Below are 22,484 nucleotides of genomic sequence, written 5' to 3'. Positions count from 1 at the left end.
CCAGAGCGACCTCTCCGCGCGGGCCCGCCTTGCCGGCTCCGTGCCGCCGGAGCATAAGCGCAGACATGTTCCGACCTGTCGCCGCGATGGATCCAGACCTCATGCCCGTCGAGACACCGCCGCTGCGCGAACGCGCGCCGGCCAAGGTCAACCTGTCGCTGCGGGTCGTCGGGCGCCGGGACGACGGCTATCACGAACTCGCGAGCGTGGTGGCTTTCGCCGGGGTGGGCGATCGCCTGGAGCTGATGCCGGGCCCGCGGCTCGAACTGGTTCTGTCCGGTCCGGTCCGGGCGGCGCTGATGGGCGAGGCGGACAATCTCGTGCTGCGCGCCGCGCGGGAACTCGGTGCCCGCGTGCCGGGGCTGGTCACGGGCCGCTTCATTCTCGACAAACGGTTGCCGGTCGCGGCGGGTATCGGCGGAGGCTCGGCCGACGCTGGCGCGGCGCTGCGGCTGCTGGCGCGCGCCAACGCGATGGGCCTGGACGATCCGCGCCTGTTCGCGGCGGCGCTCGCCACCGGGTCCGATGTGCCGGCATGTCTTGCCAGCAGGTCCTGCCTCATGGCGGGGCGCGGCGAGGAGATCATGCCGCTCGCGCTTCCTCGTTTCGGCGCCGTGCTGGTCAATCCCCGCGTTCCTGTCGCGACAAGTGCGGTGTTCAAGGCGCTTGGCCTCACCCCGGGTGCCCGCGTGGGCACGCCGAACCTGCCCCCGCCGGGTGGGCAGCGCGAACTCCTGGCTTTTCTGCGCCGCGAACCGAATGATCTCGAGGCGCCCGCCCGGGTGCTGGCACCGGTGCTGGATCAGGTCGACGCCGCGCTTCGGGCCGCGCCTGAGGTGCGGCTGGTGCGCATGTCGGGCTCCGGGGCGACGATGTTCGCGTTGTTCGACGATTGCCACGGGGCGGCGCGTGCGGCCAGGATCGTCGCCGCCGCGCATCCCGGCTGGTGGGTGAAGTCCACCGTGCTGGGCTGAGGGCGCCCTCCGGCAGAAGGCAGGACCTGTGCGAACACCGATTTTCTTTGTGCTTGCGGCCTTCGCCGAAATTGCCGGCTGCTTCGCCTTCTGGGCGGTGGCGCGCGAGGGCGTAAGCGCGCTGTGGCTGGCGCCGGGCCTCGTCAGCCTGATCGCCTTTGCCGCGCTGCTGACGCAGGTTGATGCGAGCGCGGCCGGTCGCGCCTTCGCCGCCTATGGCGGGGTCTATATCGCCGCGTCGCTGTGCTGGCTGTGGGCGGTGGAAGGGTTCCGCCCGGATCGCTGGGACTTTCTCGGTGGCGCGGTCTGCCTGATCGGAGCCGCGATCGTGGTGTTCGGCCCGCGCGGCTGAAGGTTCACGCCGCCGCGGGATCGAGGGCTAGCGCGCCCGCGAAATGCAGAACTCGACCGTGTCGAGCAGCGCGCGCTTGGCGGTGCCGTCCGGAAACAGGCCGAGGGCATCCTTGGCCATGGCGCCGTAATGGATGGCCCGGTCCACGGTCGCGGTCAGCGATTTGTGGCTGGCGAGAAGCTCCATCGCGTGTTCGAGATCGCCGTCCTTGATCTCGCCTTCCTCAAGGCAGCGGCGCCAGAAATTGCGCTCCTGCTCGTTGCCGCGACGGAAGGCGAGCAGCACGGGGAGCGTGATCTTGCCCTCGCGGAAATCGTCGCCGACATTCTTGCCCAGCTTGACCTGAGAGCCGCCATAGTCGAGCGCGTCGTCGATGAGCTGGAAGGCGATACCCAGATTCATGCCGTAGCTGCGGCAGGCGGACTGCTCCACCTTCGGCCGGTCGGCAAGCACAGGGCCGACCTCGCAGGCGGCGGCGAACAGCTCGGCGGTCTTGCCACGGATGACGGCGAGATAGTCGTCCTCGCTGGTCGCGGTGTTCTTGGAAGCGGCGAGCTGGGCGACCTCGCCCTCGGCGATCACCACCGCAGCGGTGGAAAGGATGTCGAGCGCGTGCATCGAGCCGACCTCGATCATCATGCGGAAGGCCTGACCGAGCAGGAAGTCGCCGACGAGAACGCTCGCCTCGTTGCCCCACAGCATGCGCGCGGCGAGCTTGCCGCGCCGCATCTCGCTGTCGTCGACCACATCGTCGTGCAGCAGCGTGGCGGTGTGCATGAACTCCACCGAGGCGGCGAGCTTGACGTCGCCCTCGCCCTGGTAGCCCGAGAGATCGGCGGTCGCCAGGGTGAGCATCGGCCGCAGCCGCTTGCCGCCCGAGGAAATGAGGTGGGTCGCCACTTCCGGAATCATCGCCACGTCAGAACCTGTGCGCGACAGGATCAGCGTGTTCACGCGTTCCATGTCGGCGCGGACCAGGGAGACGATACCCTCGAGCGAAGGCTCGGCGGAAACGTCCGCAGAGGGATCAAAAGGAAGAACAACGGCCACGAGCAGGTTCCGTATCTGACGATGCACCCGCAACATATGAAGCGGGGGGGACCCACGGCAAGAGTGGAACGCGACGGAAACTCCTTGCGAATTCCGATTTCAGCGTGCTGCCCCTCATGGCCAATAGCGCAATCTTGGCGGTTGGGAAATGACTTGGACACACGCGGGCGACGCACCCGATGGGCGCGGGGCTCCACTCGTGTCAGGATGGCGCGATGCGCGAACTGCTTCGAACCAATGATGTCGTCCTGCTTTCCGCCATCGGCGCGCTTCTGGATAGCGCGCGGATCGGCCATGTGGTGCTCGACGAGCATATGAGCGTCCTCGAGGGCTCGATCGGCCTGCTGCCCCGGCGTCTGCTGGTGGAGGAAGACATGATCGGGCGTGCCCGCTCCCTGTTGTGCGAGGCCGGGTTCGGTCCCGCGCTGGCGGGCGATTGAGCGGTGCCCACGGTGACGCCGCCGGACCAGGAGATCACCGACGACGCCCTGATCGGGGGCCGCCTGCACCTGTTGCAGCCGGCACGCGGGCACAGGGCCGGGCATGATGCGGTGCTGCTCGCGGCCAGTGTGCCGCCCGGCGCCCGCCGGGTCGTCGATCTTGGCGCCGGGGTCGGTACGGCGGGCCTCGCGGTTGCGCTGCGCCTGCCGCTGGCACGTGTCACCCTGGTCGAGATCGATCCCGCCATCGCCGCGCTGGCGGCGCGCAACGCCGGGCGCCAGGACCCGGACATGGCGGAGCGCGTCCAAGTCGTCACCGCCGACGTCGCGACCCTCGCCCGCCCTTCAGGCCCGCCTGTTCCGCTGGCGGGAGGGGCCGATCTGGTGCTGATGAACCCGCCCTTCAACGACCCCGCGCGGCACCGCATCTCGCCCCGCGCCGGGCGTGCCCGCGCGCACAGCGCCGAGGATGACAGCATGGAGGCGTGGCTGCGCGCCGCGGACCGGCTTCTGGAGGCCAGCGGCGAGCTGCGGCTGATTCACCGTCCGGAGGCGATCGGCACGCTGATTGAGTTGCTGCACCGGCGCGCTGGCGCCGTGTCCATCCGCCCGGTCCATGGGCGTCCGGACACGCCGGCGATCCGGGTGCTGGTGAGCGCGATAAAGGGCCGGCGCACGCCGCCGGCGATTCTTCCCGGCCTTGTGCTCGCCGACACGCAGGGTCGTCCCACCCCGGAGGCCGAACGCCTGCTGCGTGGCGGCGGCGGGCTGGACGAGCACTAAGGCGGGCACCGTGCTGCGCGCCGCTTGAGCCGGAGCAGTGCGACGCCTATGTGTGTGGGCATGGCAACAGAATCCTTCTTCGCTCCGCTGCGCCGCCTTGTCGATCCCCTCCTGCCGGCGCGGATGCGCGCCGGGACCCCGGTGGTGCCGGTGGTCCGGCTCAATGGGGCCATCGGGCTGTCGAGCCCGCTGCGGCCGGGGCTCACTCTTTCCGGGATTTCGAAGGCCCTCGACCGCGCCTTCGCGGTGAAGGGCGCCAAGGCGGTGGCGCTGGCGATCAATTCGCCCGGCGGCGCGCCGGCGCAGTCCCATCTCATCTACCGCCGCATACGCCTGCTGGCGGAAGAGAAGGAACTGCCCGTCATCGCGTTTGTGGAGGATGTCGCGGCCTCGGGCGGCTACATGCTGGCCTGTGCCGCCGACGAGATCATCGCCGACCCGTTTTCCATCGTCGGATCGATCGGCGTTGTCAGCGCCGGGTTCGGATTCGATCGTGTGCTGGACAAGATCGGGGTCGACCGCCGCGTCTATACCGCCGGCGAGCGCAAGGTGATGCTTGATCCCTTCCAGCCGGAGAAGGCCGAGGATATCGAGCGCCTGAAGGCGCTGCAGAAGGAAATACACGACAGCTTCACCGGGCTGGTGCGCCAGCGCCGTGCCGATGTGCTGAGCGGGGATAGCGAGACGCTGTTCTCCGGCGAGTTCTGGTCCGCCACCCATGCGCAGGAACTTGGCCTTGTCGACGCCATCGGCGATCTGCGCGGCTTTCTGCGGGCGCGCTATGGCGACAAGGTGCAGACACCGCTGATCGAGCCGCGCAGCGGATTGTTCGGGCGTCGCCTGCCGGGCATTACCGCGATCGATGGTGCGGGCGGCGGGCTGGCCTCGCAGATTGGCGCCGGCGTCACCGACAATCTCATCGGTGCCGCGCAGGAGCGCGCCCTGTGGAGCCGCTACGGTCTTTGAACCCCGTTTCCAGTAAAGGTGCGCGACGGGCACGATTTTGCCAAAGCTGCGGGTGATGAGTGCGGACTGATGCCTCGTGTGAACGTGACCTGAGACCTTCGGGAAGGAATGCGTCGGATGCCGCCGGTTTTCGTGCTTGCCCTTGGCGCCTTCAGCGCCGCTGCGCTGGTGAAGCTGCTCGCCAAGGAGGCGCGCCGCGTCAATGCCGAGCTCGACGCCTCCCGTCGTGAGGAAGAGGCGGTGCGTGACGATGCCCGTCCCAGCCTGCGCCGTGATCCGCTGACCGGCGAGTACCATCCCGGCGAGCATTGAAAGTGGTATTTCTGGAATGATTCCAGTGCCGTAGGCCGGCCGATCATTACCGCGAATTCATTTTGTACGCCGTGCATATCGGGCTATCCCGTCTTGGGTATTGCTAGGGACGGGCGCGCTATGCTCCAGAAATCCGAGAGCGGCTGGACCGCTTCCGCGTCAAAGCGACGTCGCCGGCGCCGCTGGCCGGTATTCGTGCTGCTGGCGGCACTCGCGGCGGGCGGCGGATACTACTATTACACCACAACGGCCCACGCGCCGGCCCCGCAGTACCAGACCGCGCAGGTCGAGCTCGGCGACATCGAGACCACGGTCACGGCCATCGCCAAGATGCAGCCGAAGAACTATGTCGATGTTGGCACACAGGTCTCCGGTCAGCTTCGCACCATCCATCCCGATGTTGGCGCGGTGGTGAAGAAGGACGATCTTCTCGCCGAGATCGACCCGACGGTCTATCAGACCCGGGTCGCCGGCGACCGCGCCAGCCTGGACAATCTGCGCGCCCAGCTGGCCCAGGCCGATGCCCAGCTCACTCTCGACAAACTACGCAACGAGCGGGCGCAGGACCTTCTCGTGCGCCAGTCCGGCAGCCGCGATGCCGCCGACGCCGCCGAAGCGACGATGCGTATCTCGACGGCCAAGATCGACGCGCTGAAGGCCCAGATCGCCCAGACCCAGGCCACGCTGGACGGGGATCTCGCCAATCTCGGCTACACCAAGATCTACGCGCCCATGGACGGCACGGTGGTGTCGATCACCGCCCGCGAAGGCTCGACGCTAAACGCCAACCAGAGCGCGCCCATCGTGCTGCGCATCGCCGACCTCCAGACCATGACAGTGACCGCGCAGGTGGCGGAAGGCGACATTCCCAAGATCACCCTTGGAACGCCCGTTTATTTCTCCACGCTCGGCCTGCCGGACCGGCGCTGGCGCGGCGAGGTGCGCCAGATCGAGCCGACCCCGACCATCGTCAATGATGTCGTGCTCTACAATGTGCTGATCGATGTGCCCAATGAAGACCTGATGCTGATGACCGACATGACCGCGCAGGTGTTCTTCCGCCTCGGCGAGGCGAAGGGCGTGCCGCTGGTGCCGACACAGGCGATCCGCCGGGGCCGCGGGGGCATCTCCACCGTGCGTGTGCTTACCGCCACCGGGCCGCAGGAGCGCACCATCAAAACCGGGCTGTCGAACCGCACCGTGACGCAGGTCATTGAGGGGCTGGCGCCGGGCGACACGGTTATTACCGGCGTGGCGGCTGGCGCCGCGGCTCCGGCCGGGCGCCCGCGCATGCCGCCACGTCTGGGCTGAGGACACGCCATGGACGAGGCGACCTTTCAGGAGGACAGGTCAGGCCAGGAAGTGCCGCAGGAGGCATCCGAGGCCGGGACGCGCCCGATCATCGAGCTCATTGACGTCAGCCGCATCTACCCCAATGGGGAGAGTGTGGTGCGCGCGCTGGACCGTGTGTCGCTGGCCATTCAGCCCGGCGAGTTCGTCGCCATCATGGGACAGTCGGGTTCCGGCAAGTCGACGCTGATGAACATCGTCGGCTGCCTCGACCGCCCGTCCTCGGGAACCTACCGGGTCGACGGGGTGGATGTGTCGGCGCTCGACGCCGACGCGCTGGCGGGCCTGCGCTGCTCGACCTTCGGCTTCGTGTTCCAGCGCTACAACCTGTTGCCCAGCCTGACTGCGGCGGAGAATGTCGAGATTCCGGCGATCTATGCCGGCGCACCGTATGAAGAACGGTTCGAGCGTTCGCACCTGCTTCTGGAGCGCCTGGGGCTGGGCGAGCGCACCGAGCACCGGCCGGGCCAGCTTTCCGGTGGGCAGCAGCAGCGGGTCTCCATTGCCCGCGCGCTGATGAACGCGGCGCCGGTGATCCTCGCGGACGAGCCGACCGGCGCGCTCGATACGCGCAGCGGCGAGGATGTGCTGGCCCTGCTGAAAGAACTGAACCGGGAGGGCCACACGGTCATTCTCATCACCCATGATCCTGACGTGGCCGACCATGCCCGGCGCATCGTGCGCTTTCAGGACGGGTGCATCGTGGCCGACGAGCGTCGCATGCCGGAGCCCACCCGCCCGGCACTGCCGGCCACGCGCGCGCCGCGCCGGCATGGTCTGGCGCGCTTCCTGCCCGATCTCGCCGAAGCGGTGCGCATGGCGTTCGCCTCCATGCACAGCTCCGTCTTCCGCACCGCGCTGACGCTGCTGGGCATCGTGATCGGTGTCGCCTCAGTGATCACCATGCTGGCGGTGGGGGATGGCGGCAAGGCGCAGGTGCTGGAGCGCATCGCGCAGATCGGGACCAACCTGCTGATCGTGCGTCCGGGTGCGCCGGGCATACGCTCCTCCGGCGATAACGCGACCTTGCTGCCGGAGGACGCGGAAGCGCTGAAGGCGATACCGGGCATCAGCGCGGTCGCGCCCGAGCGCACGGGCCGCTACACGCTGCGCTTCGGAGCCGAGGATTATTATACCTCGGTGACAGGAACCAGCGCCGACTATCTCGCCGCGCGGGACTGGCCGATCGCCCGCGGGGTGATGTTCACCGAGGAGGATGTCAGGGCCTATGCGCCGGTGATCGTGCTGGGCCAGACGGTGGCGACCAATCTGTTCGGCGACGATGAGGCCGTCGGGCACTATGTGCTGGTGAAGAACGTGCCCTATGAGGTGATTGGTGTGCTCTCGGCGCGTGGCGCCAACGCCTTCGGCCAGGATCAGGACGATGCCGCGCTGATCCCCGCCTCCACCGGATTCGTGCGGGTTTTCGGCCGCCGCTTCCTCAACTCGATCACCGTGAAGGTCGAGAATGCCGACGACATTCCCGCCGTCGAGCAGGAGGTGACCCGCCTCCTCACCCAGCGCCACCAGACCCAGGACTTCCAGGTGCGCAACACCTCACAGTTCCTTGAAACCGCAACCGAGACCCAGAACACGCTCACGCTCGTGCTGGGCTGCGTCGCTGCGATCTCGCTGCTGGTGGCCGGCATCGGGGTGATGAACATCATGCTGGTCAGCGTGACCGAGCGTACCCGTGAGATCGGCATCCGCATGGCGACCGGCGCACGCATGAGCAACATCATGCTTCAGTTCAACACCGAGGCGCTGGTGGTGTGTTCTGTTGGCGGGATTGCCGGCGTCGCGCTCGGGATCGGCACCGCACTTGGACTGGAAGCGATGGGCGTCTCCATTGCGCTGTCGTTGATGCCTCCGCTTCTGGCCTTCGGCTGCGCCTTCCTCACCGGCCTCGTCTTCGGCTACCTGCCCGCCCGCAAGGCGGCAGGCCTCGATCCGGTGGTGGCGCTGGCCTATGAATAGGCGGCGGACCATTCAGCCTCGCCATCGCAGGGGGCGCTCTACGTCCCTTCGGCCCTTGCCGTGAACCGCCTGAACGTTTAGGCGGAACGCGGACAGGGCCGGTTCGACCGATGGCCGGCCCGGCGCAAAGTGGCTCGGAGACAAGCGCATGAACGTTCTTCTGCTCGGCTCGGGGGGTCGCGAGCACGCGCTCGCCTGGAAGCTCGCCCAGAGCCCGCTCCTGACGACGCTCTTCGCGCTACCCGGCAATCCCGGCATCGCCGAGTATGCCACCTGCTTCCAGAGCGTGCCGCTCGACGACGCCGACGCGATCGTCTCGATCTGCGGATCGCACGACATCGACCTCGTCGTGGTCGGCCCCGAGGCGCCGCTGGTCGATGGCATCGCCGACCGTCTCATCGCCGAGGGGCTTGCGGTCTTCGGCCCCGGCCAGGCCGCCGCGCAGCTCGAGGGCTCCAAGCTCTTCACCAAGGAGCTGTGCAAGGCACACGACATTCCCACGGCCGCCTTTGGCCGCTTTACCGACGCCGAGGCCGCGCGCGCCTTCATTCGTCGCAACGGCGCGCCGATCGTGCTGAAGGCCGACGGGCTGATGGCCGGCAAGGGCGTCATCGTCGCGACCTCGCTGGACGAGGCCCTGGCGGGCGTCGACGAGGTGTTCGCCATGGGCGAGCCCGGCACGGAGATCCTGATCGAGGAATTTCTCGACGGCGAGGAGGTGTCGTTCTTCTGCCTGGTCGAGGGCGAGACCGTTCTGCCCTTCGGTTCGGCACAGGACCACAAGCGCGCGTTCGACGGCGACGAGGGCCCCAATACCGGCGGCATGGGCGCCTATTCGCCGGCCCCGGTGTTCAACGCCGAAATGGAGCGCCGCACCCTCGCCGAGATCATCAAACCGACCGCGCGTGCACTGGCCGATGCCGGCTGCGCCTATTGCGGCGTGCTGTTCGCCGGTTTGATGATCACGCGCGACGGGCCGAAGCTGATCGAATACAATGTGCGCTTCGGCGACCCCGAGTGCCAGGTGCTGTTGACCCGGCTCGATGGCGATCTGCTGCCGCTGCTTCACGCCACGGCCATTGGCAATCTGAGCGAACTGTCCGTGGCGATGAAGCCGGAGGCGGCGATCACGGTGGTGATGGCGGCACGCGGCTACCCTGGCGCGTATGAAAAGGGCTCGCGCATCGGCGGAATCGAGGCGGCGCAGACCATTCCCGGCGTGAAGGTGTTTCATGCCGGCACCCGGCGGGTCGGCGAGGACATTGTCGCCAATGGCGGGCGGGTGCTGAACGTGACCGCCATCGGGGCCAACGTGGCCGAAGCGCGCGAGCGCGCCTATGACGCGGTGGCGCGGATCGACTGGCCTGAGGGCTTCTGCCGCTCGGACATCGCCTGGCGGGCGCTGGGCGAGTAGCACGGGAGGCGGTTTCGTCTCCGGCGTTTCAAAGATTTGCCGTCGTGTGATGTTACGAAGTCCTTCGGCGCCGGATTTTCGTGCATCAAGCCGTCAGGGACCAGTCATGGAAGAAACGCCTGCACGCTCCCGCCCTCGCCCGGCCAAGACTTCGCGGGCAGAGCCTTCGCGGGCGGAGCTTTCGCCAGCCGGGCACCCTGATGCGCCGCAGGCTTCTCCCGGTGTGATCGCTTCCGGGGGCCGCGACGCGGGCGGGCACGAGGCCGGTACAACGTCGCCCAAGCGCGCGGGCGGGCCCACCATCGCCGTCGCGCTGGGTTCCGGCGGGGCGCGGGGGCTGTCGCATATTCTGGTGCTGGAAGCGCTGGACGAACTTGGCCTGCGTCCCACGGCAATGGCGGGTGCTTCCATCGGCGCCTTCTTCGCCGCCGCCTATGCCGCGGGCATGCCGGCGCGCGAGATTCGCCACATCGTCACCGCGACGTTGCGCAACAAGGGCGAGGTGATGCGTCGCCTGCTGGCCGCGCGCGTGGGGCGCCTCGCCGACCTGTTCGGCGGACTGGGCAATCCGGTGCTGATCGATGCCGAGCATTTCATCGACGGCTTCATGCCCGAGATGGTGCCGCAGAACTTCGAGGACCTCGCCATACCGCTCAAGGTGGTGGCGACCGACTATTGGGGTCGCTGCGAGCGCATGTTCGAGCACGGCGCGATCCGGCCGGCGGTCGCGGCCTCGCTCGCCATTCCCGGCCTGATGCGGCCGGTGGTCCATGGCGGGCATACGCTGGTCGACGGGGGCGCGGTGAACCCATTGCCCTTCGACCAGCTGCGCGCCAAGGCCGACATCGTGCTGGCGGTGGACATCACCGGCGGGCACGGCACCGAGACCAAGGGTGTGCCGAGCCCGTTCGATGCCATGTTCGCCACCTTGCAGATCATGGCGAGCTCGATCGTTGGCGAGAAACTGAAGGCCGGCGCGCCAGACATTCTGATCCGGCCGAACGTCAACGATTTTCGCGTGCTGGAGTTCTTCCGCGCCACCGCTATCCTGAAGGCCTCGGAACCGGTGAAGGATGAGGTGAAGCGCCGGCTGGAAGCTGTGCTGGGGTGAGCGGGTCCGTATGTCGTGCGTCTCAGCGCCGCGCGGCGAAGAAGGCCCTGAGCAGCGCGGCCGCCTCGGTGGCCGCGAGGCCGTCGTAAATGTCCGGCACATGGTGGCAGGTGGGCGCGCTGAAGAAGCGCACGCCGCTCTCCACCGCACCGCCCTTCGGGTCGGCTGCCCCGTAATAGAGCCGCCGCAGCCGTGCCCAGGCGATGGCGCCCGCGCACATTGTGCACGGCTCCAGCGTGACATAGAGATCGCAGTCGGGAAGCCTGTCACTGTCCAGTTTCGTGCAGGCGGCGCGGATCGCCAGCATCTCGGCATGGGCGGACGGGTCGGAAAGCTGGCGCGTGCGGTTGCCTTCGGCGGCGAGAACCTCGCCCCGGTGGACGATTACCGCGCCGACCGGCACTTCGCCGCGCGCGGCGGCCTTGGCGGCGTGTTCGAGAGCGAGCGCCATGAAGTCGCCTCGACCCTTCGTGCCGGCAGACGTGCCTTCCATCTGTGTGCCTTCCAGCCGCATCGCTTCAGCCGGCTCGCCGTCTTCGATTTCGCCCATTCGCGCCCTGTGCGTCACCTTCAAACGTGCCTTGCCCATTGCTCGCCGTGTCGAATGCTCGCCTCGCGGCGCAGGACATGCTAGCACCCGCCGCCCGCAGACCGGATGAATGACATGCCCAAGAATACGCCGCCCCGCAAGGAACAGAACCGCGTGCCGCGCCCCCAGCGAGAGGCGGCACCCGCGGAACCGCGCGAGGGCGAGCGCGTCGCCAAGGTAATTGCGCGCCACGGCCTCGGCTCGCGCCGCGAAATCGAGGAATGGATTCTGGCCGGGCGCGTGGCGGTGAACGGCGAGGTGCTGGAAAGTCCGGCGCGTGTCGTCACCCCCGAGGATGCGATCACCGTCGATGGCACGCCATTGCCCGCCAAGGAGCGCACGCGGCTGTTCCTCTATCACAAGCCCCGCGGCGTGGTGACGACCAATTACGACCCCGAAGGGCGCGCGACGCTGTTCGAGATCCTGCCCCAGGGCCTGCCTCGCCTGGTTTCGGTCGGCCGGCTCGACCTCAACACCGAGGGGCTGATCCTGCTTACCAATGACGGTGGCCTCTCGCGCGTGCTGGAGCTGCCGGACACCGGCTGGCTGCGGCGCTACCGCGTGCGGGCCAAGGGTATGATCACGCAGGACAAGCTTGACGCGCTGATCGATGGCGTCACCATCGAGGGCGTGCATTACGGACCGATCGAAGCCAAGCTCGACCGGGTGCAGGGTGCCAATTCCTGGCTGACGCTGGCGCTGCGCGAGGGCAAGAACCGCGAGGTGCGCAACGTTCTCGGCGCCCTCGGCCTCGATGTGAACCGCCTGATCCGCCTCTCCTACGGCCCGTTCCAGCTGGGTGAGATCGCTCAGGGCGCGATTGAGGAAGTGCGCACCCGTGTGCTCGCCGACCAGCTCGGCGAGACGCTTGCCGCTGCCGCCGGCGCGGATTTTGAGGGGCCGCTGTTCGACCATGCCGAGGCTGAAGAGGCGCCTGGCCGTGGTGCCGTCAAGGGCGGTGGCCTGAAGGGCGGCAAGAACGCCCGCTATGCCAAGACCGAGGGCAGCGAGGACCGTCATCGCCGCCGTCCGATCGATACCGAAGAGAGTTCCGATCGCAGCGTCACCTCGGGAATGGTCGCCGACCGCAAGGGCCGCAAGGTTCTGGTGCAGCGCGTGCGCTCCAACGAGGCTGAGGTCGAGGAGGAGCGCCCCGTGCGTCCCGCGCGCGGCACGGCCGAGCGCACCGCCTCGCGCCCCACGTCTCGCCCCCCGCAGGATCGTGGACGCGAACGCGGCGGCGAGCGCACCTTCCGCAAGCGTCCTGACCTGGCAGAGGCGCCTTTCGAGGCCGGCGAGGAGCGGCCCATTTCCGACCGCAAGCCGAGCCGCGAGCGCAAGCCCAGCCGGGACCGTGCCGCGGCCGGACCGCGCCCGTCGCGCCCGCGCTTCGAGCGTTCGGATGATGAGCGTGGTGCGTCCGAGGAAAAGACGTTCCGTCCCCGTAATGACCGGCCTGCGGGTCCGCCCGCCGCGCGGCCACGCACGGAGCGCGGCGCGCAGGACAGCCGTTCGAGTGACCGTCGTCTCGAGGACCGTCCCAAGGGTGACCGTTTCAAGAGCGACCGTCCGCAGCGCGAGCGCCCGCAAGGAGAGCGCCCGCATGGGGATCGCTTTGCGCGCGGCGAGCGTGCGGAACGGCCGCCCTTCCGCGAGCGTGGCCCGCGTCCCGAAGGACGGGCTGAGGGCGAGGGCCGTTCCTTCCGCCCCCGCCCCGAGGGGGATCGTCCGTTCCGCGAGCGCGGAGAGCGCACTGAGCGGGCACCCCGACAGGACCGTCCTTCGCGCCCGGATCGGCCCGATGGTGCGCGCCCCTATCGCGGCGCCAGCAGCGACCGCCCGTTCTCGGGCCGCGTGAAATCTGAACAGCACCGTGCCCGCCCCCAGCGCTCGGAAGAAGGCGGCGCGCCTCGTGGTGAGCGGCCGGCTCGCCCGCCGTTCCGCGAGCGCGGTCCCCGTCCCGAGGGCCGGGCAGAGGGCGAGGGCCGTTCCTTCCGCCCCCGTCCCGAGGGGGATCGTCCGTTCCGCGAGCGCGGTGAGCGCCCGGATCGGCCTCCGCGTCGTGAACGCCCCGAAGGGGGTGCCGGTGAAAAGCGTGGCTTTGGCGACAGGCCCGATCGCGCGGAGCGTCCGCAGGGAAGGCCGGGCGGCGCGCGGGGCGGCAAGCCGGGCGGCGGCAGACCTTTCGGCAAGGGCCCTGGCGGCGGCCGTGGAGCAGGCGGCAAGGGGCCGGGTGGCAAAGGTCCCGGCGGCAAGGGTCCCGGAGGTGGCGGGCGTCCCGGCCGGCCGCCGCGCGGCTGAGGTGCGCTGAAGCATGCGTATTGTCGGCGGCCGGTTCCGGGGGCGAAGTTTGCGCGGCCCCACCTCTTCCGCGACACGGCCGACCTCGGATCGGCTGCGCGAGGCACTGTTCAATGTCCTTGCCCATGCCTATGGCGACCCGGCGGAGGGCGCGCGGGTGCTCGACCTGTTCGCCGGTACCGGCGCGCTGGCCCTGGAGGCGCTCTCGCGCGGGGCGAGGTTCGCGGTCTTCGTCGAGGAGGACTCCGAGCCCCGTGGGCTGATCCGCGCCAATGTCGAGGCCTTGGGGCTGGGCGGCATTACCCGGATCTTTCGCCGCGACGCGACCCGGTTGGGGGTGGCGCTGGCGAATGACGCGTTCGACCTGGTGTTCTGCGACCCACCCTATGGACGCGGCCTCGCCGAAAAGTCGCTCCTGAGCGCGCGCGAGGGCGGCTGGCTGGCGCCGGGCGCGCTGGTGGTGGTCGAGGAAGCGTCGGAGCCCGGCTTTGTGGCGCCCGAGGGTTTCGAGGAACTGGAGCGTCGGCGTTATGTCGAGACCGAGCTCATCTTCCTGAGAGCGCCGGGCGCGGCGTGATCGCGCTCAGGCGATGGTTTCGATCGCATCGAGAATCCGCTCCAGGTCCTCGGGGCGTGATAGCCGGTGATCACCGTCCTTGATCAGGCTCAGCACCACATCGTCCTCGGCAAGACAGGTGACCAGTTTCATCGCGTGCTGCCACGGCACGACATCGTCGGCGACGCCCTGCAGGATGCGCACCGCGCAGCCCACGGCGAAAGGCGCGCCGAGCACGAGATTGGTGCGGCCATCCTCGATCAGGGCGCGGGTGACCGGCTGTGGCGCGCCATAGTCCGAAGGCCGGTACCACACGCCGCTGTCCATGATCTCGGCGCGGATGTCCGGCGTCATAGCCTCCCACATCAGTGCTTCGGTGAAATCAGGGGCCGGTGCGATCAGGACCAGTCCCGCAAGGCGTCCGGCCTCGCCGCGTGCCGCCAGGGCGCGTGCCAGCAGAAGCGCCACCCAGCCGCCCATGGACGAGCCGACCACGATCTGCGGGCCCTTCGTTTCGCGGTCGAATACGGCGAGCGCGTCCTCCGCCCAGCGCGAGATGGTGCCGTCGATGAACGCGCCTTCGGACTCGCCATGGCCGGAATAGTCGAAGCGAACGACGCTGCGGCCCTGCTGCTCGCCCCATTGCGCCAGCGCCTCCGCCTTGGTGCCGCGCATATCCGACAGATAGCCGCCGCACCATAGGACGCCCGGCCCGGCGCTATCGTCCGCATGGCCGCTTGCCGGCGTGGTCCGAACCGCGATGCGGCGCGCGTCCGAGCCGACGGAAATGAAGCGCGGCGGGGTCATATCGTCGGCGGCTGGCGCGGCATCGGTCATGGGGGCGTCCTGTGGTTCGCGGGCGTGGCGGGCGGCGGCTGGGGCGGAAGGGTTGCGATTCGCCGGCGACGCGCCATCTTCAACTACAGGCAATGGTGTGGCGCGAACAACGTTCGCTGGCACCTTTGCCGGCAGAAGGGCGGGCTCCGGGCGAGTTGGTGCGAACTCGAACGCGTCCGGCCGTTGACTTCTGCCGGGTTTGTTACGATGTTCTGCGACCGTTTTATGCGCGCGGCAGACTGAGCCGGCCGGCACCCTCGAAGCGCGGTGAAACGTCGATTTTGAAGATGCTCCCGCAACGGAAGAGGAGAAGACCACCATTCGTCGCCCCATGAGACCCGTCGCGCCGGAAAAGGAAGGCCCGCGCGTCAACGAAGACATCCGCATCCGCGAAGTGCAGCTCATCGACCTTGAAGGGCTGAACCGTGGCGTTGTGCCGACTCGCGAGGCGCTGACGATGGCGCAGGAGGCGGGCCTCGATCTTGTTGAGATCGCCCCCAACTCAGTTCCGCCTGTCTGCAAGATCCTCGATTATGGCCGGTTCAAATACCAGAACCAGAAGAAGGCCAACGAGGCGCGCAAGAAGCAGCATGTCGTCGAAATCAAGGAAATCAAGCTGCGCCCCGGCATCGACACCCATGACTATGAGGTGAAGATGAAGGCGATCCACCGCTTCTTCGAGGAAGGCGACAAGGTGAAAATCACCCTGCGTTTCCGCGGGCGAGAGATGGCGCACCAGGAACTTGGTTACAAGCTGCTCAACAAGGTCAAGGAAGAGCTGGCGACATTGGCCAAGGTCGAGGCGGAGCCTTCGCTTGAAGGCCGCCAGATGATTATGGTGCTGGCTCCCCGCTGAGCCGGCCCTTCAACAGCTTTGAGGCGCCTCCCTCCGGTCCAGCAGGGAGGCGTTTTCGTTTGTGACGCCCCCTTTGCGGCGATCAATCCCCACGGCGTCGGTCGCCATGGTGGGGCGGCCGGCCGTTTCGGGAGAGCCGGCGCCCGCTAGTCCGGCAGACTGCCATTCTCGCCCAGCACAGCCCCGGCAAGATAGAGCGATCCGGCGATCAGCACGCGCGGGGGCGGGCCGACGGGATAGTCCCTCAGCCCGTCGAGGGCCGCGGCCACGCTCGCGGCTGTCGACGCGGCGATGCCATGTGCGGCGGCGGCGGCGGCGACCTCTTCCGGCGGCTGCGCCTTGTGATCGCCAGGCACCGGAACCGCGATCAGCTCCCGCGCCAGCCCCGCGAACGGGGCCAGGAACGTGCCAGAATCCTTGCTTCCCAGCATGCCCACGATGAGCACCAGAGGACGCGACACGCGGTCCTCGATATCGGCGAGCGCGGCGGCGATCGCTTGGCCGCCCGCCGCGTTGTGGCCGCCATCGAGCCAGATATCGACGCCCTCGGGCGCGTGCTGGCTCAGCGGGCCGGGGCCGAGGCGCTGAAGCCGGGCCGGCCATTCGGCCGATTTCATCCCCTGTTCGAGGGCGTCGGGCGCGAGCTTGAGCCCGGCAACCCGCAGCGCTTCCACCGCGAGGCCGGCATTGTCGATCTGATGCGCCCCGATGAGACGCGGGCGCGGCAGATCGACGAGACCGTCCTCGTCCATCACGATCAGGCGTCCATTCTCCTCATAGGCCTGGAACTGCTCGCCCTGGATGGTCAGCGGGACGCCCAGCCGCGCGGCCTGGCGCTCGATAACCTTCAGCGCCTCGGCGGGCTGGCGCCCCAGCACGGCGGGAACGCCGCGTTTGAGAATGCCTGCCTTCTCTCCCGCGATCGCGGCGACGGTCTCGCCCAGGAAATCGACATGGTCGATGGAGACCGGCGTGATGACGCTGACGAGGGGCTTGTCGATGACATTCGTCGCGTCGAGCCGCCCGCCGAGGCCGACCTCCAGCAGCAGCACATCGGCCGGCACCTCGGCGAAGAGCAGAAGCGCGGCGGCGGTGGTGATCTCGAAGAAGGTGATCGGCGCGCCTTCATTCGCCTCTTCGGCGCGGGCCAGCGCCTCGCTCAGCGCGTCGTCGTCGACGAGGCGTCCGGCAAGGCGGATACGCTCGTTGAAGCGCACCAGATGCGGCGAGGTATAGACATGCACCCGCTGGCCCGAGGCTTCCAGCACCGCACGCATGAACGCGACGGTTGAGCCCTTGCCGTTGGTGCCGGCGACGTGGATCACCGGCGGCAGCCGGCGTTCGGGGTGGCCGAGCCGCTCCAGCAGCCGCCACATCCGGTCAAGCGACAGGTCGATCAGCTTGGGATGGAGCGCCAGCAGACGGTCGAATATGTCCTCGACCGGAGGCCTTCCGGGAACGGAAGCGCCGGTGGCGGGCACGGCGGCCATGGATAGGACTCCAGATCAGGCGTCGGCCGGTGCCGTGGGCTTGGTCTCACCCTCGGCGGCCGGGACGGGTAGGGGAGCCACTTCGACGGCGCCGGGCGCGGGCGCGCGCATCATGAGGCGGCAGAGCCGGGCGAGGGTGTCGCGCATCTCGTGGCGGTGCACGACGAGATCGACCATGCCGTGGTCGCGCAGATATTCCGCGCGCTGGAAGCCTTCGGGAAGCTTCTCCCGGATGGTCTGTTCGATCACGCGCGGGCCCGCGAAGCCGATCAACGCGCCGGGCTCCGCAATCTGGATGTCGCCCAGCATGGCATAGGAGGCCGTGATGCCGCCCGTCGTCGGATTGGTGAGAACGACAATGTAAGGGAGCTTCTCCTCACGCAGTTCCTGGATGGCACAGGTCGTGCGCGGCATCTGCATCAGCGAGAGGATGCCCTCCTGCATGCGCATGCCGCCGCCGCACGCAAACATGATGAAGGGCGTGCCGCGCGAGGCGGCGGTCTCAAAGCCGGTGACGACGGCCTCGCCGGCCGCCATGCCGAGCGAGCCGCCCATGAAGCTGAAGTCCTGAACCGCGATGGTGACCGGCAGACCGTCCAGCTTGCCATAGCCGACCTTCAGCGCGTCCTGCGCCCCGGTCTTGGTCCGGGCGTCCTTCAGGCGGTCGACATAGCGCTTCTCGTCGCGGAACTTCAGCGGGTCCGCCGTTACGGACGGCAGGGCGACATCGTACCATTTGCCGCCGTCAAACATGGAGCGCAGCCGCGCGGTCGGATCCATGCGCATGTGATAGCCGGAGCTCGGCACCACGAAGAGATTGGCCTCGAGGTCCTTGTGGAACACCATCTGTCCGGTCTCGGGGCATTTCACCCAGAGATTTTCCGGCACGTCCCGGCGATTGAGGAAGCTGTTCAGCTTCGGGCGGACGACGTTCGAGATCCAGTTCAACGGCGTGGCTCCGGAAGAAAGCGAAAGGGCCGGCGAGGCCCGCCGACCACCATCTAAGCCTCAAGAGGGGCGATGAAAAGGCCGCGCCTATTCGGCGGCGACCCGGGCGGCGCCGCGCACGGCCTGCGCCAACGCGCCGACGAGCTCGGTAACGGCGGGCACGGTCGCAGGTGTGGCGTGGCTGTCGGCATCCAGCGAGGCGCGCAGCGCGTCGACCAGCGCCGACCCGACCACGACGCCATCGGCGCCGGCCGCGATCGCCGCAGCCTGTTCAGGGGTGCGCACGCCGAAGCCGACGGCGACCGGCAGGCTGGTGTGACGCTTGATCCGCGCCACGGCCTGCCCCACCACATCCGCGTCGGGTGTTGCCGCGCCGGTGATGCCGGTGATGGAGACATAGTAGACGAAGCCCGCCGTGTTCGCGAGCACCTTCGGCAGGCGCCTGTCGTCCGTGGTGGGGGTGGCGAGCCGGATGAAATCGAGCCCGGCCTTGAGCGCGGGCAGGCACAGCTCGTTGTCCTCCTCCGGCGGAAGGTCGACCACGACGAGGCCATCAACGCCGGCGGCCTTGGCGTCCGCCAGGAAGCGGTCCACGCCGTAGATATAGACCGGGTTGTAGTAGCCCATCAGCACGATCGGGGTGTCGGCGTCGCTCTCGCGGAAGGCGTGGACCATGGCGATGGTCTTGGCCAGGGTCTGTCCGGCGTGCAGCGCGCGCAGGCCCGCCGCCTGAATCGCCGGCCCGTCGGCCATCGGGTCGGTGAAGGGAACCCCGAGCTCGATAATGTCCGAGCCGGCGCCCGGCAGGGCTTTGAGCAGCGCCAATGAGGTGTCGTAGTCGGGATCGCCAGCGGTGACGAAGGTGACCAGCGCGGCGCGGCCTTGAGCGGCACAGGCCTTGAAGCGGGTGGCGAGACGCGTACTCATATCTTGGTTCCCAGAATTTCCGCCACCTGCGGAATGTCCTTGTCGCCGCGGCCGGAGAGGTTGACCACCATCAGGTGATCCTTCGGCAGCGTCGGGGCGAGTTCCATCACCTTCGCCAGCGCATGCGCTGGCTCCAGCGCGGGGATGATGCCCTCAAGCCGCGAAACCAGCTGGAAGGCCTCAAGCGCTTCCTGGTCCGTCGCGGAGATGTAGGTGGCCCGGCCGGTCTCGTGCAGCCAGGAATGCTCCGGCCCGATGCCGGGATAGTCCAGCCCCGCCGAGATGGAATGCGCCTCGGCGATCTGGCCGTCGTCGTCCATGAGCAGATAGGTGCGGTTGCCATGCAGCACGCCCGGGCGCCCGCCGGTCAGCGAGGCGGCGTGCTGGCCTGTGGGAATGCCGTGGCCGGCGGCCTCGACGCCCCAGATCTTGACGTCAGGATCATCCAGGAAGGGATGGAACAGGCCCATGGCGTTGGAGCCGCCACCGATGCAGGCGATGAGGCTGTCCGGCAGACGGCCTTCCTGCTCCATCATCTGCTCGCGGGTTTCCTGGCCGATGATGGACTGGAAATCGCGCACCATCGCCGGGTAGGGATGCGGCCCGGCGACCGTGCCGATGCAGTAGAAGGTGTCGTGCACGTTGGTCACCCAGTCGCGCAGCGCCTCGTTCATCGCGTCCTTGAGCGTCTTGGCACCGGATTCCACCTGCACCACTTCGGCGCCCAGCATTTTCATGCGGAACACGTTCGGCGCCTGACGGGCGACGTCGAGTGCGCCCATATAGACGATACATTTCAGCCCGTAGCGCGCGCACAGCGTGGCGGTGGCGACGCCGTGCTGGCCCGCGCCGGTCTCGGCGATGATGCGCTCCTTGCCCATGCGGCGGGCGAGCAGGATCTGGCCCAGCACGTTGTTCACCTTGTGCGAACCCGTGTGGTTCAGTTCTTCGCGCTTGAAATAGATCTTGGCGCCACCGAGGTGCTCGGTGAGCCGCTCTGCGAAATAAAGCGGGCTGGGCCGGCCGACATAGTGCTTCAGCCCGGCGTCCATCTCCGCCTTGTAGGCAGGATCCGCCTTGGCGTCCTCATAGGCCTCCTGCAGCTGGAGGATCAGCGGCATGAGCGTTTCGGCAACGAAACGTCCGCCGAATATGCCGAAGTGCCCGTTCTCGTCGGGGCCGGTACGGAAGGAGTTCAGAACATTCACGACGCGGGGCTCGTCTGGTTGGCATAGGGGGCGGACGCCGCGCAGGCGCGGGCCGGGTTTCGGATGGCGTCAACGGGTTCGATATCGGCGGCGCGGGCGGCACGCACGAAGGCAGCGATGCGGTCGGGATCCTTCACGCCGGGCGCGCGTTCCACACCCGAAGATACGTCGACGCCGGCCGGACGGATCAGGCTCAGCGCGTCGCCGACATTGGAAGGGTCAAGGCCGCCCGACAGCATGAAGGGTGTGGCGAGGCTCAGCCCGGCAAGCAGGGTCCAGTCGAAAGTAACTCCATTACCTCCCGGCAGCGCGGCGCCCTTGGGCGCTTTTGCGTCCAGCAGCAGCCAGTCGGCACTGCCCTCATAGGCCTTCAGACCATCTATGTCAGCCTGTGTGGCAATGCCGATCGCCTTTATGACCGGCAGTTCGAAGCGGGCGCGGATGGCGGCGACGCGGGCGGGCGTTTCCTTGCCGTGGAGCTGGAGAATGTCGGGGCGCACGCGCGCGACGATTTCCGCGAGAGCGCTGTCATCCGCATCGACCGTCAGCGCGACCACGCGCGCGCGCCCGCGGGCGCGCTCGGCCAGCGCATGCGCGGTCGCGTGCTCAACGTGGCGCGGGCTCGGCGCGAAGAACACCATCCCGATCATGTCCGCCCCGGCTTCAAGGGCGGCGTCGAGCGCGTCGGGGGTGTTTATCCCGCAGATCTTTATCTCAAGCGACAAGGCGGTCTCCTTGAAAGCAAGCCAATTAGCACGGATCGGTCGCGCGAGGCGAGGTCTTGATGTCATTGCGATGACCCGCCCGCGCGGATGGTGAACCCTGCCGGAGAACGCAAATACCCCCTTCCGCCGCGGTATTACGCATGCTACACCAAAAGCAATGTGAATTAAATTATTTCACATAAATTATATGCATATGGTTTGCCGGCCAGGGGCCCGATCCGCTCCCTTGCCGCACCATGTTGCGACCAGTGGAGAATTGCCATGCGCCTCTCGCGCCGCCTGATCCTTGCCGCCGCCCTGGCGCCGTTCGTGCTCTCCGCCGCTGTGCCCGCGGCCCGCGCCGACGAGCCGAGCACGATCCTCAACGCGTCCTACGACATCGCCCGCGAGCTTTTCGACGCGATCAACAAGAAATTCGAGCCGGCGTACAAGGCCGAGACCGGCAAGGAGATCAAGGTCGACCAGAGCCACGCCGGCACGTCCAAGCAGGCGCGGTCGATTGTCGAGGGTCTGGCCGCCGACGTCGTGACCTTCAACCAGGTGACCGACATCCAGTTCCTGGTCGACAAGGGTTTCGTCGCCAAGGACTGGCAGACCCGCCTGCCGAACGCCTCCTCGCCCTGGTACTCCTTCCCCGCCTTCCTGGTGCGCGAGGGCAACCCGAAGGGCGTGAAGAACTGGGACGATCTGGTGCGTGACGACGTGAAACTCGTCTTCCCCAATCCGAAGACTTCGGGCAATGCGCGCTACACTTATCTCGCCGCCTATGCCTACGCGCTTGAGAAGTTCAACGGCGACACCGCCCAGGCCGACGCGTTCGTGAAGAAGCTGCTGGCCAATGTCGTGGTGTTCGATACCGGTGGACGCGGGGCCACCACCTCGTTCGTGGAGCGTGAGCAGGGCGACGTGCTGATCACCTTCGAGGCCGAGGTTATCAGCGTGAAGGACGCCTACAAGGACAAGAATTTCCAGGTCGTGGTGCCGCCGGTGAGCCTGCTCGCCGAGTTCCCGGTCGCCGTGGTGGACAAGGTGGTCGACAAGCGCGGCTCGCGGAAGATCGCCACCGACTATCTCACCTGGCTCTACTCGCCCGAAGGCCAGAGGATCGCGGCCGAGGCCAACAACCGCGTCGTTGACCCCACCGTCGCCGAGGAGTTCAAGGCCAAGTTCGCCCCCGTCCGCCTCGTCAAGGTGGAGGACGTGTTCGGCGGCTGGAAGAAGGTCCAGCAGGATCACTTCGTTTCCGGCGCCAAGCTGGACGAGCTGTTCGTCGGGCAGTGACCCGCTGCCGATAAAGATGAATCGCCGGGGCTGGTCC

Annotated in this window: 22 protein-coding genes; 14 read left to right on the top strand and 8 right to left on the bottom strand. The window is 68.0% G+C overall.

Annotated features, from left to right (window positions below; genetic code table 11):
* Positions 1–65 precede the first annotated feature (65 nt).
* On the top strand, positions 66–974 hold the full coding sequence (locus G3A50_RS09585; protein WP_163075028.1) for a 4-(cytidine 5'-diphospho)-2-C-methyl-D-erythritol kinase: 909 nt from the start codon (positions 66–68) through the stop codon (positions 972–974).
* A gap of 28 nt (positions 975–1,002) precedes the next feature.
* Entirely contained in the window at positions 1,003–1,326 is a 324-nt protein-coding gene (locus G3A50_RS09580) for a YnfA family protein (RefSeq protein ID WP_163075027.1), read from the top strand.
* A 27-nt stretch (positions 1,327–1,353) separates the two neighbouring features.
* Here the strand turns inward: G3A50_RS09580 and G3A50_RS09575 are convergent, their stop codons facing one another.
* Positions 1,354–2,376: a polyprenyl synthetase family protein gene (locus G3A50_RS09575; protein WP_163075026.1), complete on the bottom strand. Its 1,023-nt coding sequence runs from the start codon at positions 2,374–2,376 to the stop codon at positions 1,354–1,356.
* Between the two features lie 215 nt (positions 2,377–2,591).
* Between G3A50_RS09575 and G3A50_RS09570 the strand changes: the two genes are divergently transcribed.
* The 8 genes from G3A50_RS09570 to G3A50_RS09535 all read left to right on the top strand — a co-directional run bounded on the left by G3A50_RS09570 (position 2,592) and on the right by G3A50_RS09535 (position 10,729).
* Complete coding sequence (locus tag G3A50_RS09570; RefSeq protein ID WP_163075025.1) at positions 2,592–2,816, top strand: putative signal transducing protein; 225 nt, start codon at positions 2,592–2,594, stop codon at positions 2,814–2,816.
* A gap of 12 nt (positions 2,817–2,828) precedes the next feature.
* A complete protein-coding gene (locus tag G3A50_RS09565) occupies positions 2,829–3,599 on the top strand; it encodes a tRNA1(Val) (adenine(37)-N6)-methyltransferase (protein WP_246252303.1) in 771 nt (256 codons plus the stop codon).
* 60 nt (positions 3,600–3,659) lie between these two features.
* Entirely contained in the window at positions 3,660–4,565 is a 906-nt protein-coding gene (locus tag G3A50_RS09560; protein WP_163075024.1) for a S49 family peptidase, read from the top strand.
* A 117-nt stretch (positions 4,566–4,682) separates the two neighbouring features.
* The gene (locus tag G3A50_RS09555; RefSeq protein ID WP_163075023.1) at positions 4,683–4,877 is read left to right on the top strand and encodes a hypothetical protein; all 195 of its coding nucleotides are present in this window, start codon (positions 4,683–4,685) and stop codon (positions 4,875–4,877) included.
* Positions 4,878–4,997: 120 nt separating this feature from the next.
* Positions 4,998–6,188: an efflux RND transporter periplasmic adaptor subunit gene (locus G3A50_RS09550; RefSeq protein WP_163075022.1), complete on the top strand. Its 1,191-nt coding sequence runs from the start codon at positions 4,998–5,000 to the stop codon at positions 6,186–6,188.
* A 9-nt stretch (positions 6,189–6,197) separates the two neighbouring features.
* Positions 6,198–8,204, top strand: coding sequence for a MacB family efflux pump subunit (locus G3A50_RS09545; RefSeq protein ID WP_163075021.1), 2,007 nt, complete (start codon positions 6,198–6,200; stop codon positions 8,202–8,204).
* Positions 8,205–8,352: 148 nt separating this feature from the next.
* Positions 8,353–9,618, top strand: coding sequence for a phosphoribosylamine--glycine ligase (purD, locus tag G3A50_RS09540; protein ID WP_163075020.1), 1,266 nt, complete (start codon positions 8,353–8,355; stop codon positions 9,616–9,618).
* Positions 9,619–9,724: 106 nt separating this feature from the next.
* Positions 9,725–10,729: a patatin-like phospholipase family protein gene (locus G3A50_RS09535; RefSeq protein WP_163075019.1), complete on the top strand. Its 1,005-nt coding sequence runs from the start codon at positions 9,725–9,727 to the stop codon at positions 10,727–10,729.
* 22 nt (positions 10,730–10,751) lie between these two features.
* Here the strand turns inward: G3A50_RS09535 and G3A50_RS09530 are convergent, their stop codons facing one another.
* The gene (locus G3A50_RS09530; protein ID WP_246252418.1) at positions 10,752–11,222 is read right to left on the bottom strand and encodes a nucleoside deaminase; all 471 of its coding nucleotides are present in this window, start codon (positions 11,220–11,222) and stop codon (positions 10,752–10,754) included.
* A 171-nt stretch (positions 11,223–11,393) separates the two neighbouring features.
* Here G3A50_RS09530 and G3A50_RS09525 point away from each other — a divergent pair, with 171 nt between their 5' ends.
* Together G3A50_RS09525 and rsmD are read left to right on the top strand one after the other, a co-directional pair.
* Positions 11,394–13,619: a pseudouridine synthase gene (locus G3A50_RS09525; protein WP_163075018.1), complete on the top strand. Its 2,226-nt coding sequence runs from the start codon at positions 11,394–11,396 to the stop codon at positions 13,617–13,619.
* A 13-nt stretch (positions 13,620–13,632) separates the two neighbouring features.
* A complete protein-coding gene (gene rsmD / locus G3A50_RS09520; protein ID WP_163075017.1) occupies positions 13,633–14,196 on the top strand; it encodes a 16S rRNA (guanine(966)-N(2))-methyltransferase RsmD in 564 nt (187 codons plus the stop codon).
* Between the two features lie 6 nt (positions 14,197–14,202).
* Here rsmD and G3A50_RS09515 read toward each other — a convergent pair whose 3' ends face one another.
* On the bottom strand, positions 14,203–15,012 hold the full coding sequence (locus tag G3A50_RS09515) for an alpha/beta hydrolase (protein ID WP_163075016.1): 810 nt from the start codon (positions 15,010–15,012) through the stop codon (positions 14,203–14,205).
* A 331-nt stretch (positions 15,013–15,343) separates the two neighbouring features.
* Here G3A50_RS09515 and infC point away from each other — a divergent pair, with 331 nt between their 5' ends.
* Complete coding sequence (gene infC / locus G3A50_RS09510; RefSeq protein ID WP_163075015.1) at positions 15,344–15,868, top strand: translation initiation factor IF-3; 525 nt, start codon at positions 15,344–15,346, stop codon at positions 15,866–15,868.
* Positions 15,869–16,014: 146 nt separating this feature from the next.
* On the opposite strand, the gene G3A50_RS09505 is transcribed toward infC, so the two are convergent.
* The 5 genes from G3A50_RS09505 to G3A50_RS09485 all read right to left on the bottom strand — a co-directional run bounded on the left by G3A50_RS09505 (position 16,015) and on the right by G3A50_RS09485 (position 21,166).
* Positions 16,015–17,358: a bifunctional folylpolyglutamate synthase/dihydrofolate synthase gene (locus tag G3A50_RS09505; RefSeq protein WP_163075014.1), complete on the bottom strand. Its 1,344-nt coding sequence runs from the start codon at positions 17,356–17,358 to the stop codon at positions 16,015–16,017.
* Between the two features lie 15 nt (positions 17,359–17,373).
* Positions 17,374–18,306: an acetyl-CoA carboxylase, carboxyltransferase subunit beta gene (gene accD, locus G3A50_RS09500; RefSeq protein ID WP_163075013.1), complete on the bottom strand. Its 933-nt coding sequence runs from the start codon at positions 18,304–18,306 to the stop codon at positions 17,374–17,376.
* Positions 18,307–18,393: 87 nt separating this feature from the next.
* Complete coding sequence (gene trpA, locus G3A50_RS09495) at positions 18,394–19,233, bottom strand: tryptophan synthase subunit alpha (RefSeq protein WP_163075012.1); 840 nt, start codon at positions 19,231–19,233, stop codon at positions 18,394–18,396.
* On the bottom strand, positions 19,230–20,441 hold the full coding sequence (trpB, locus tag G3A50_RS09490) for a tryptophan synthase subunit beta (protein WP_163075011.1): 1,212 nt from the start codon (positions 20,439–20,441) through the stop codon (positions 19,230–19,232). Before trpB ends, trpA begins: the two co-directional genes overlap by 4 nt.
* Positions 20,438–21,166 carry a phosphoribosylanthranilate isomerase gene (locus G3A50_RS09485; RefSeq protein WP_163075010.1) on the bottom strand — a complete coding sequence of 243 codons (729 nt, stop codon included), beginning with the start codon at positions 21,164–21,166 and terminating at the stop codon, positions 20,438–20,440. Before G3A50_RS09485 ends, trpB begins: the two co-directional genes overlap by 4 nt.
* A gap of 261 nt (positions 21,167–21,427) precedes the next feature.
* Between G3A50_RS09485 and cysP the strand changes: the two genes are divergently transcribed.
* Positions 21,428–22,447, top strand: a complete 1,020-nt coding sequence (gene cysP, locus G3A50_RS09480; RefSeq protein WP_163075009.1) for a thiosulfate ABC transporter substrate-binding protein CysP — start codon at positions 21,428–21,430, stop codon at positions 22,445–22,447.
* Positions 22,448–22,484: the final 37 nt, after the last annotated feature.

Source organism: Ancylobacter pratisalsi, assembly GCF_010669125.1.
GTDB classification, from domain to species: Bacteria; Pseudomonadota; Alphaproteobacteria; order Rhizobiales; family Xanthobacteraceae; genus Ancylobacter; species Ancylobacter pratisalsi.
Note: the sequence above shows the minus strand (reverse complement) of the source record. Positions and strands in the feature narration are given on the sequence as shown.

Excerpts from the sequence above, each read along its gene's own strand:
- G3A50_RS09585 (WP_163075028.1), top strand. The coding sequence starts at position 66 with ATGTTCCGACCTGTCGCCGCGATGGATCCAGACCTCATGCCCGTCGAG.
- G3A50_RS09570 (WP_163075025.1), top strand. The coding sequence starts at position 2,592 with ATGCGCGAACTGCTTCGAACCAATGATGTCGTCCTGCTTTCCGCCATC.
- G3A50_RS09560 (WP_163075024.1), top strand. The coding sequence starts at position 3,660 with ATGGCAACAGAATCCTTCTTCGCTCCGCTGCGCCGCCTTGTCGATCCC.
- G3A50_RS09555 (WP_163075023.1), top strand. The coding sequence starts at position 4,683 with ATGCCGCCGGTTTTCGTGCTTGCCCTTGGCGCCTTCAGCGCCGCTGCG.
- G3A50_RS09550 (WP_163075022.1), top strand. The coding sequence starts at position 4,998 with ATGCTCCAGAAATCCGAGAGCGGCTGGACCGCTTCCGCGTCAAAGCGA.
- G3A50_RS09545 (WP_163075021.1), top strand. The coding sequence starts at position 6,198 with ATGGACGAGGCGACCTTTCAGGAGGACAGGTCAGGCCAGGAAGTGCCG.
- purD (WP_163075020.1), top strand. The coding sequence starts at position 8,353 with ATGAACGTTCTTCTGCTCGGCTCGGGGGGTCGCGAGCACGCGCTCGCC.
- G3A50_RS09535 (WP_163075019.1), top strand. The coding sequence starts at position 9,725 with ATGGAAGAAACGCCTGCACGCTCCCGCCCTCGCCCGGCCAAGACTTCG.
- G3A50_RS09530 (WP_246252418.1), bottom strand. The coding sequence starts at position 11,222 with ATGGAAGGCACGTCTGCCGGCACGAAGGGTCGAGGCGACTTCATGGCG.
- G3A50_RS09525 (WP_163075018.1), top strand. The coding sequence starts at position 11,394 with ATGCCCAAGAATACGCCGCCCCGCAAGGAACAGAACCGCGTGCCGCGC.
- rsmD (WP_163075017.1), top strand. The coding sequence starts at position 13,633 with ATGCGTATTGTCGGCGGCCGGTTCCGGGGGCGAAGTTTGCGCGGCCCC.
- G3A50_RS09515 (WP_163075016.1), bottom strand. The coding sequence starts at position 15,012 with ATGACCGATGCCGCGCCAGCCGCCGACGATATGACCCCGCCGCGCTTC.
- infC (WP_163075015.1), top strand. The coding sequence starts at position 15,344 with ATGAGACCCGTCGCGCCGGAAAAGGAAGGCCCGCGCGTCAACGAAGAC.
- G3A50_RS09505 (WP_163075014.1), bottom strand. The coding sequence starts at position 17,358 with ATGGCCGCCGTGCCCGCCACCGGCGCTTCCGTTCCCGGAAGGCCTCCG.
- trpA (WP_163075012.1), bottom strand. The coding sequence starts at position 19,233 with ATGAGTACGCGTCTCGCCACCCGCTTCAAGGCCTGTGCCGCTCAAGGC.
- cysP (WP_163075009.1), top strand. The coding sequence starts at position 21,428 with ATGCGCCTCTCGCGCCGCCTGATCCTTGCCGCCGCCCTGGCGCCGTTC.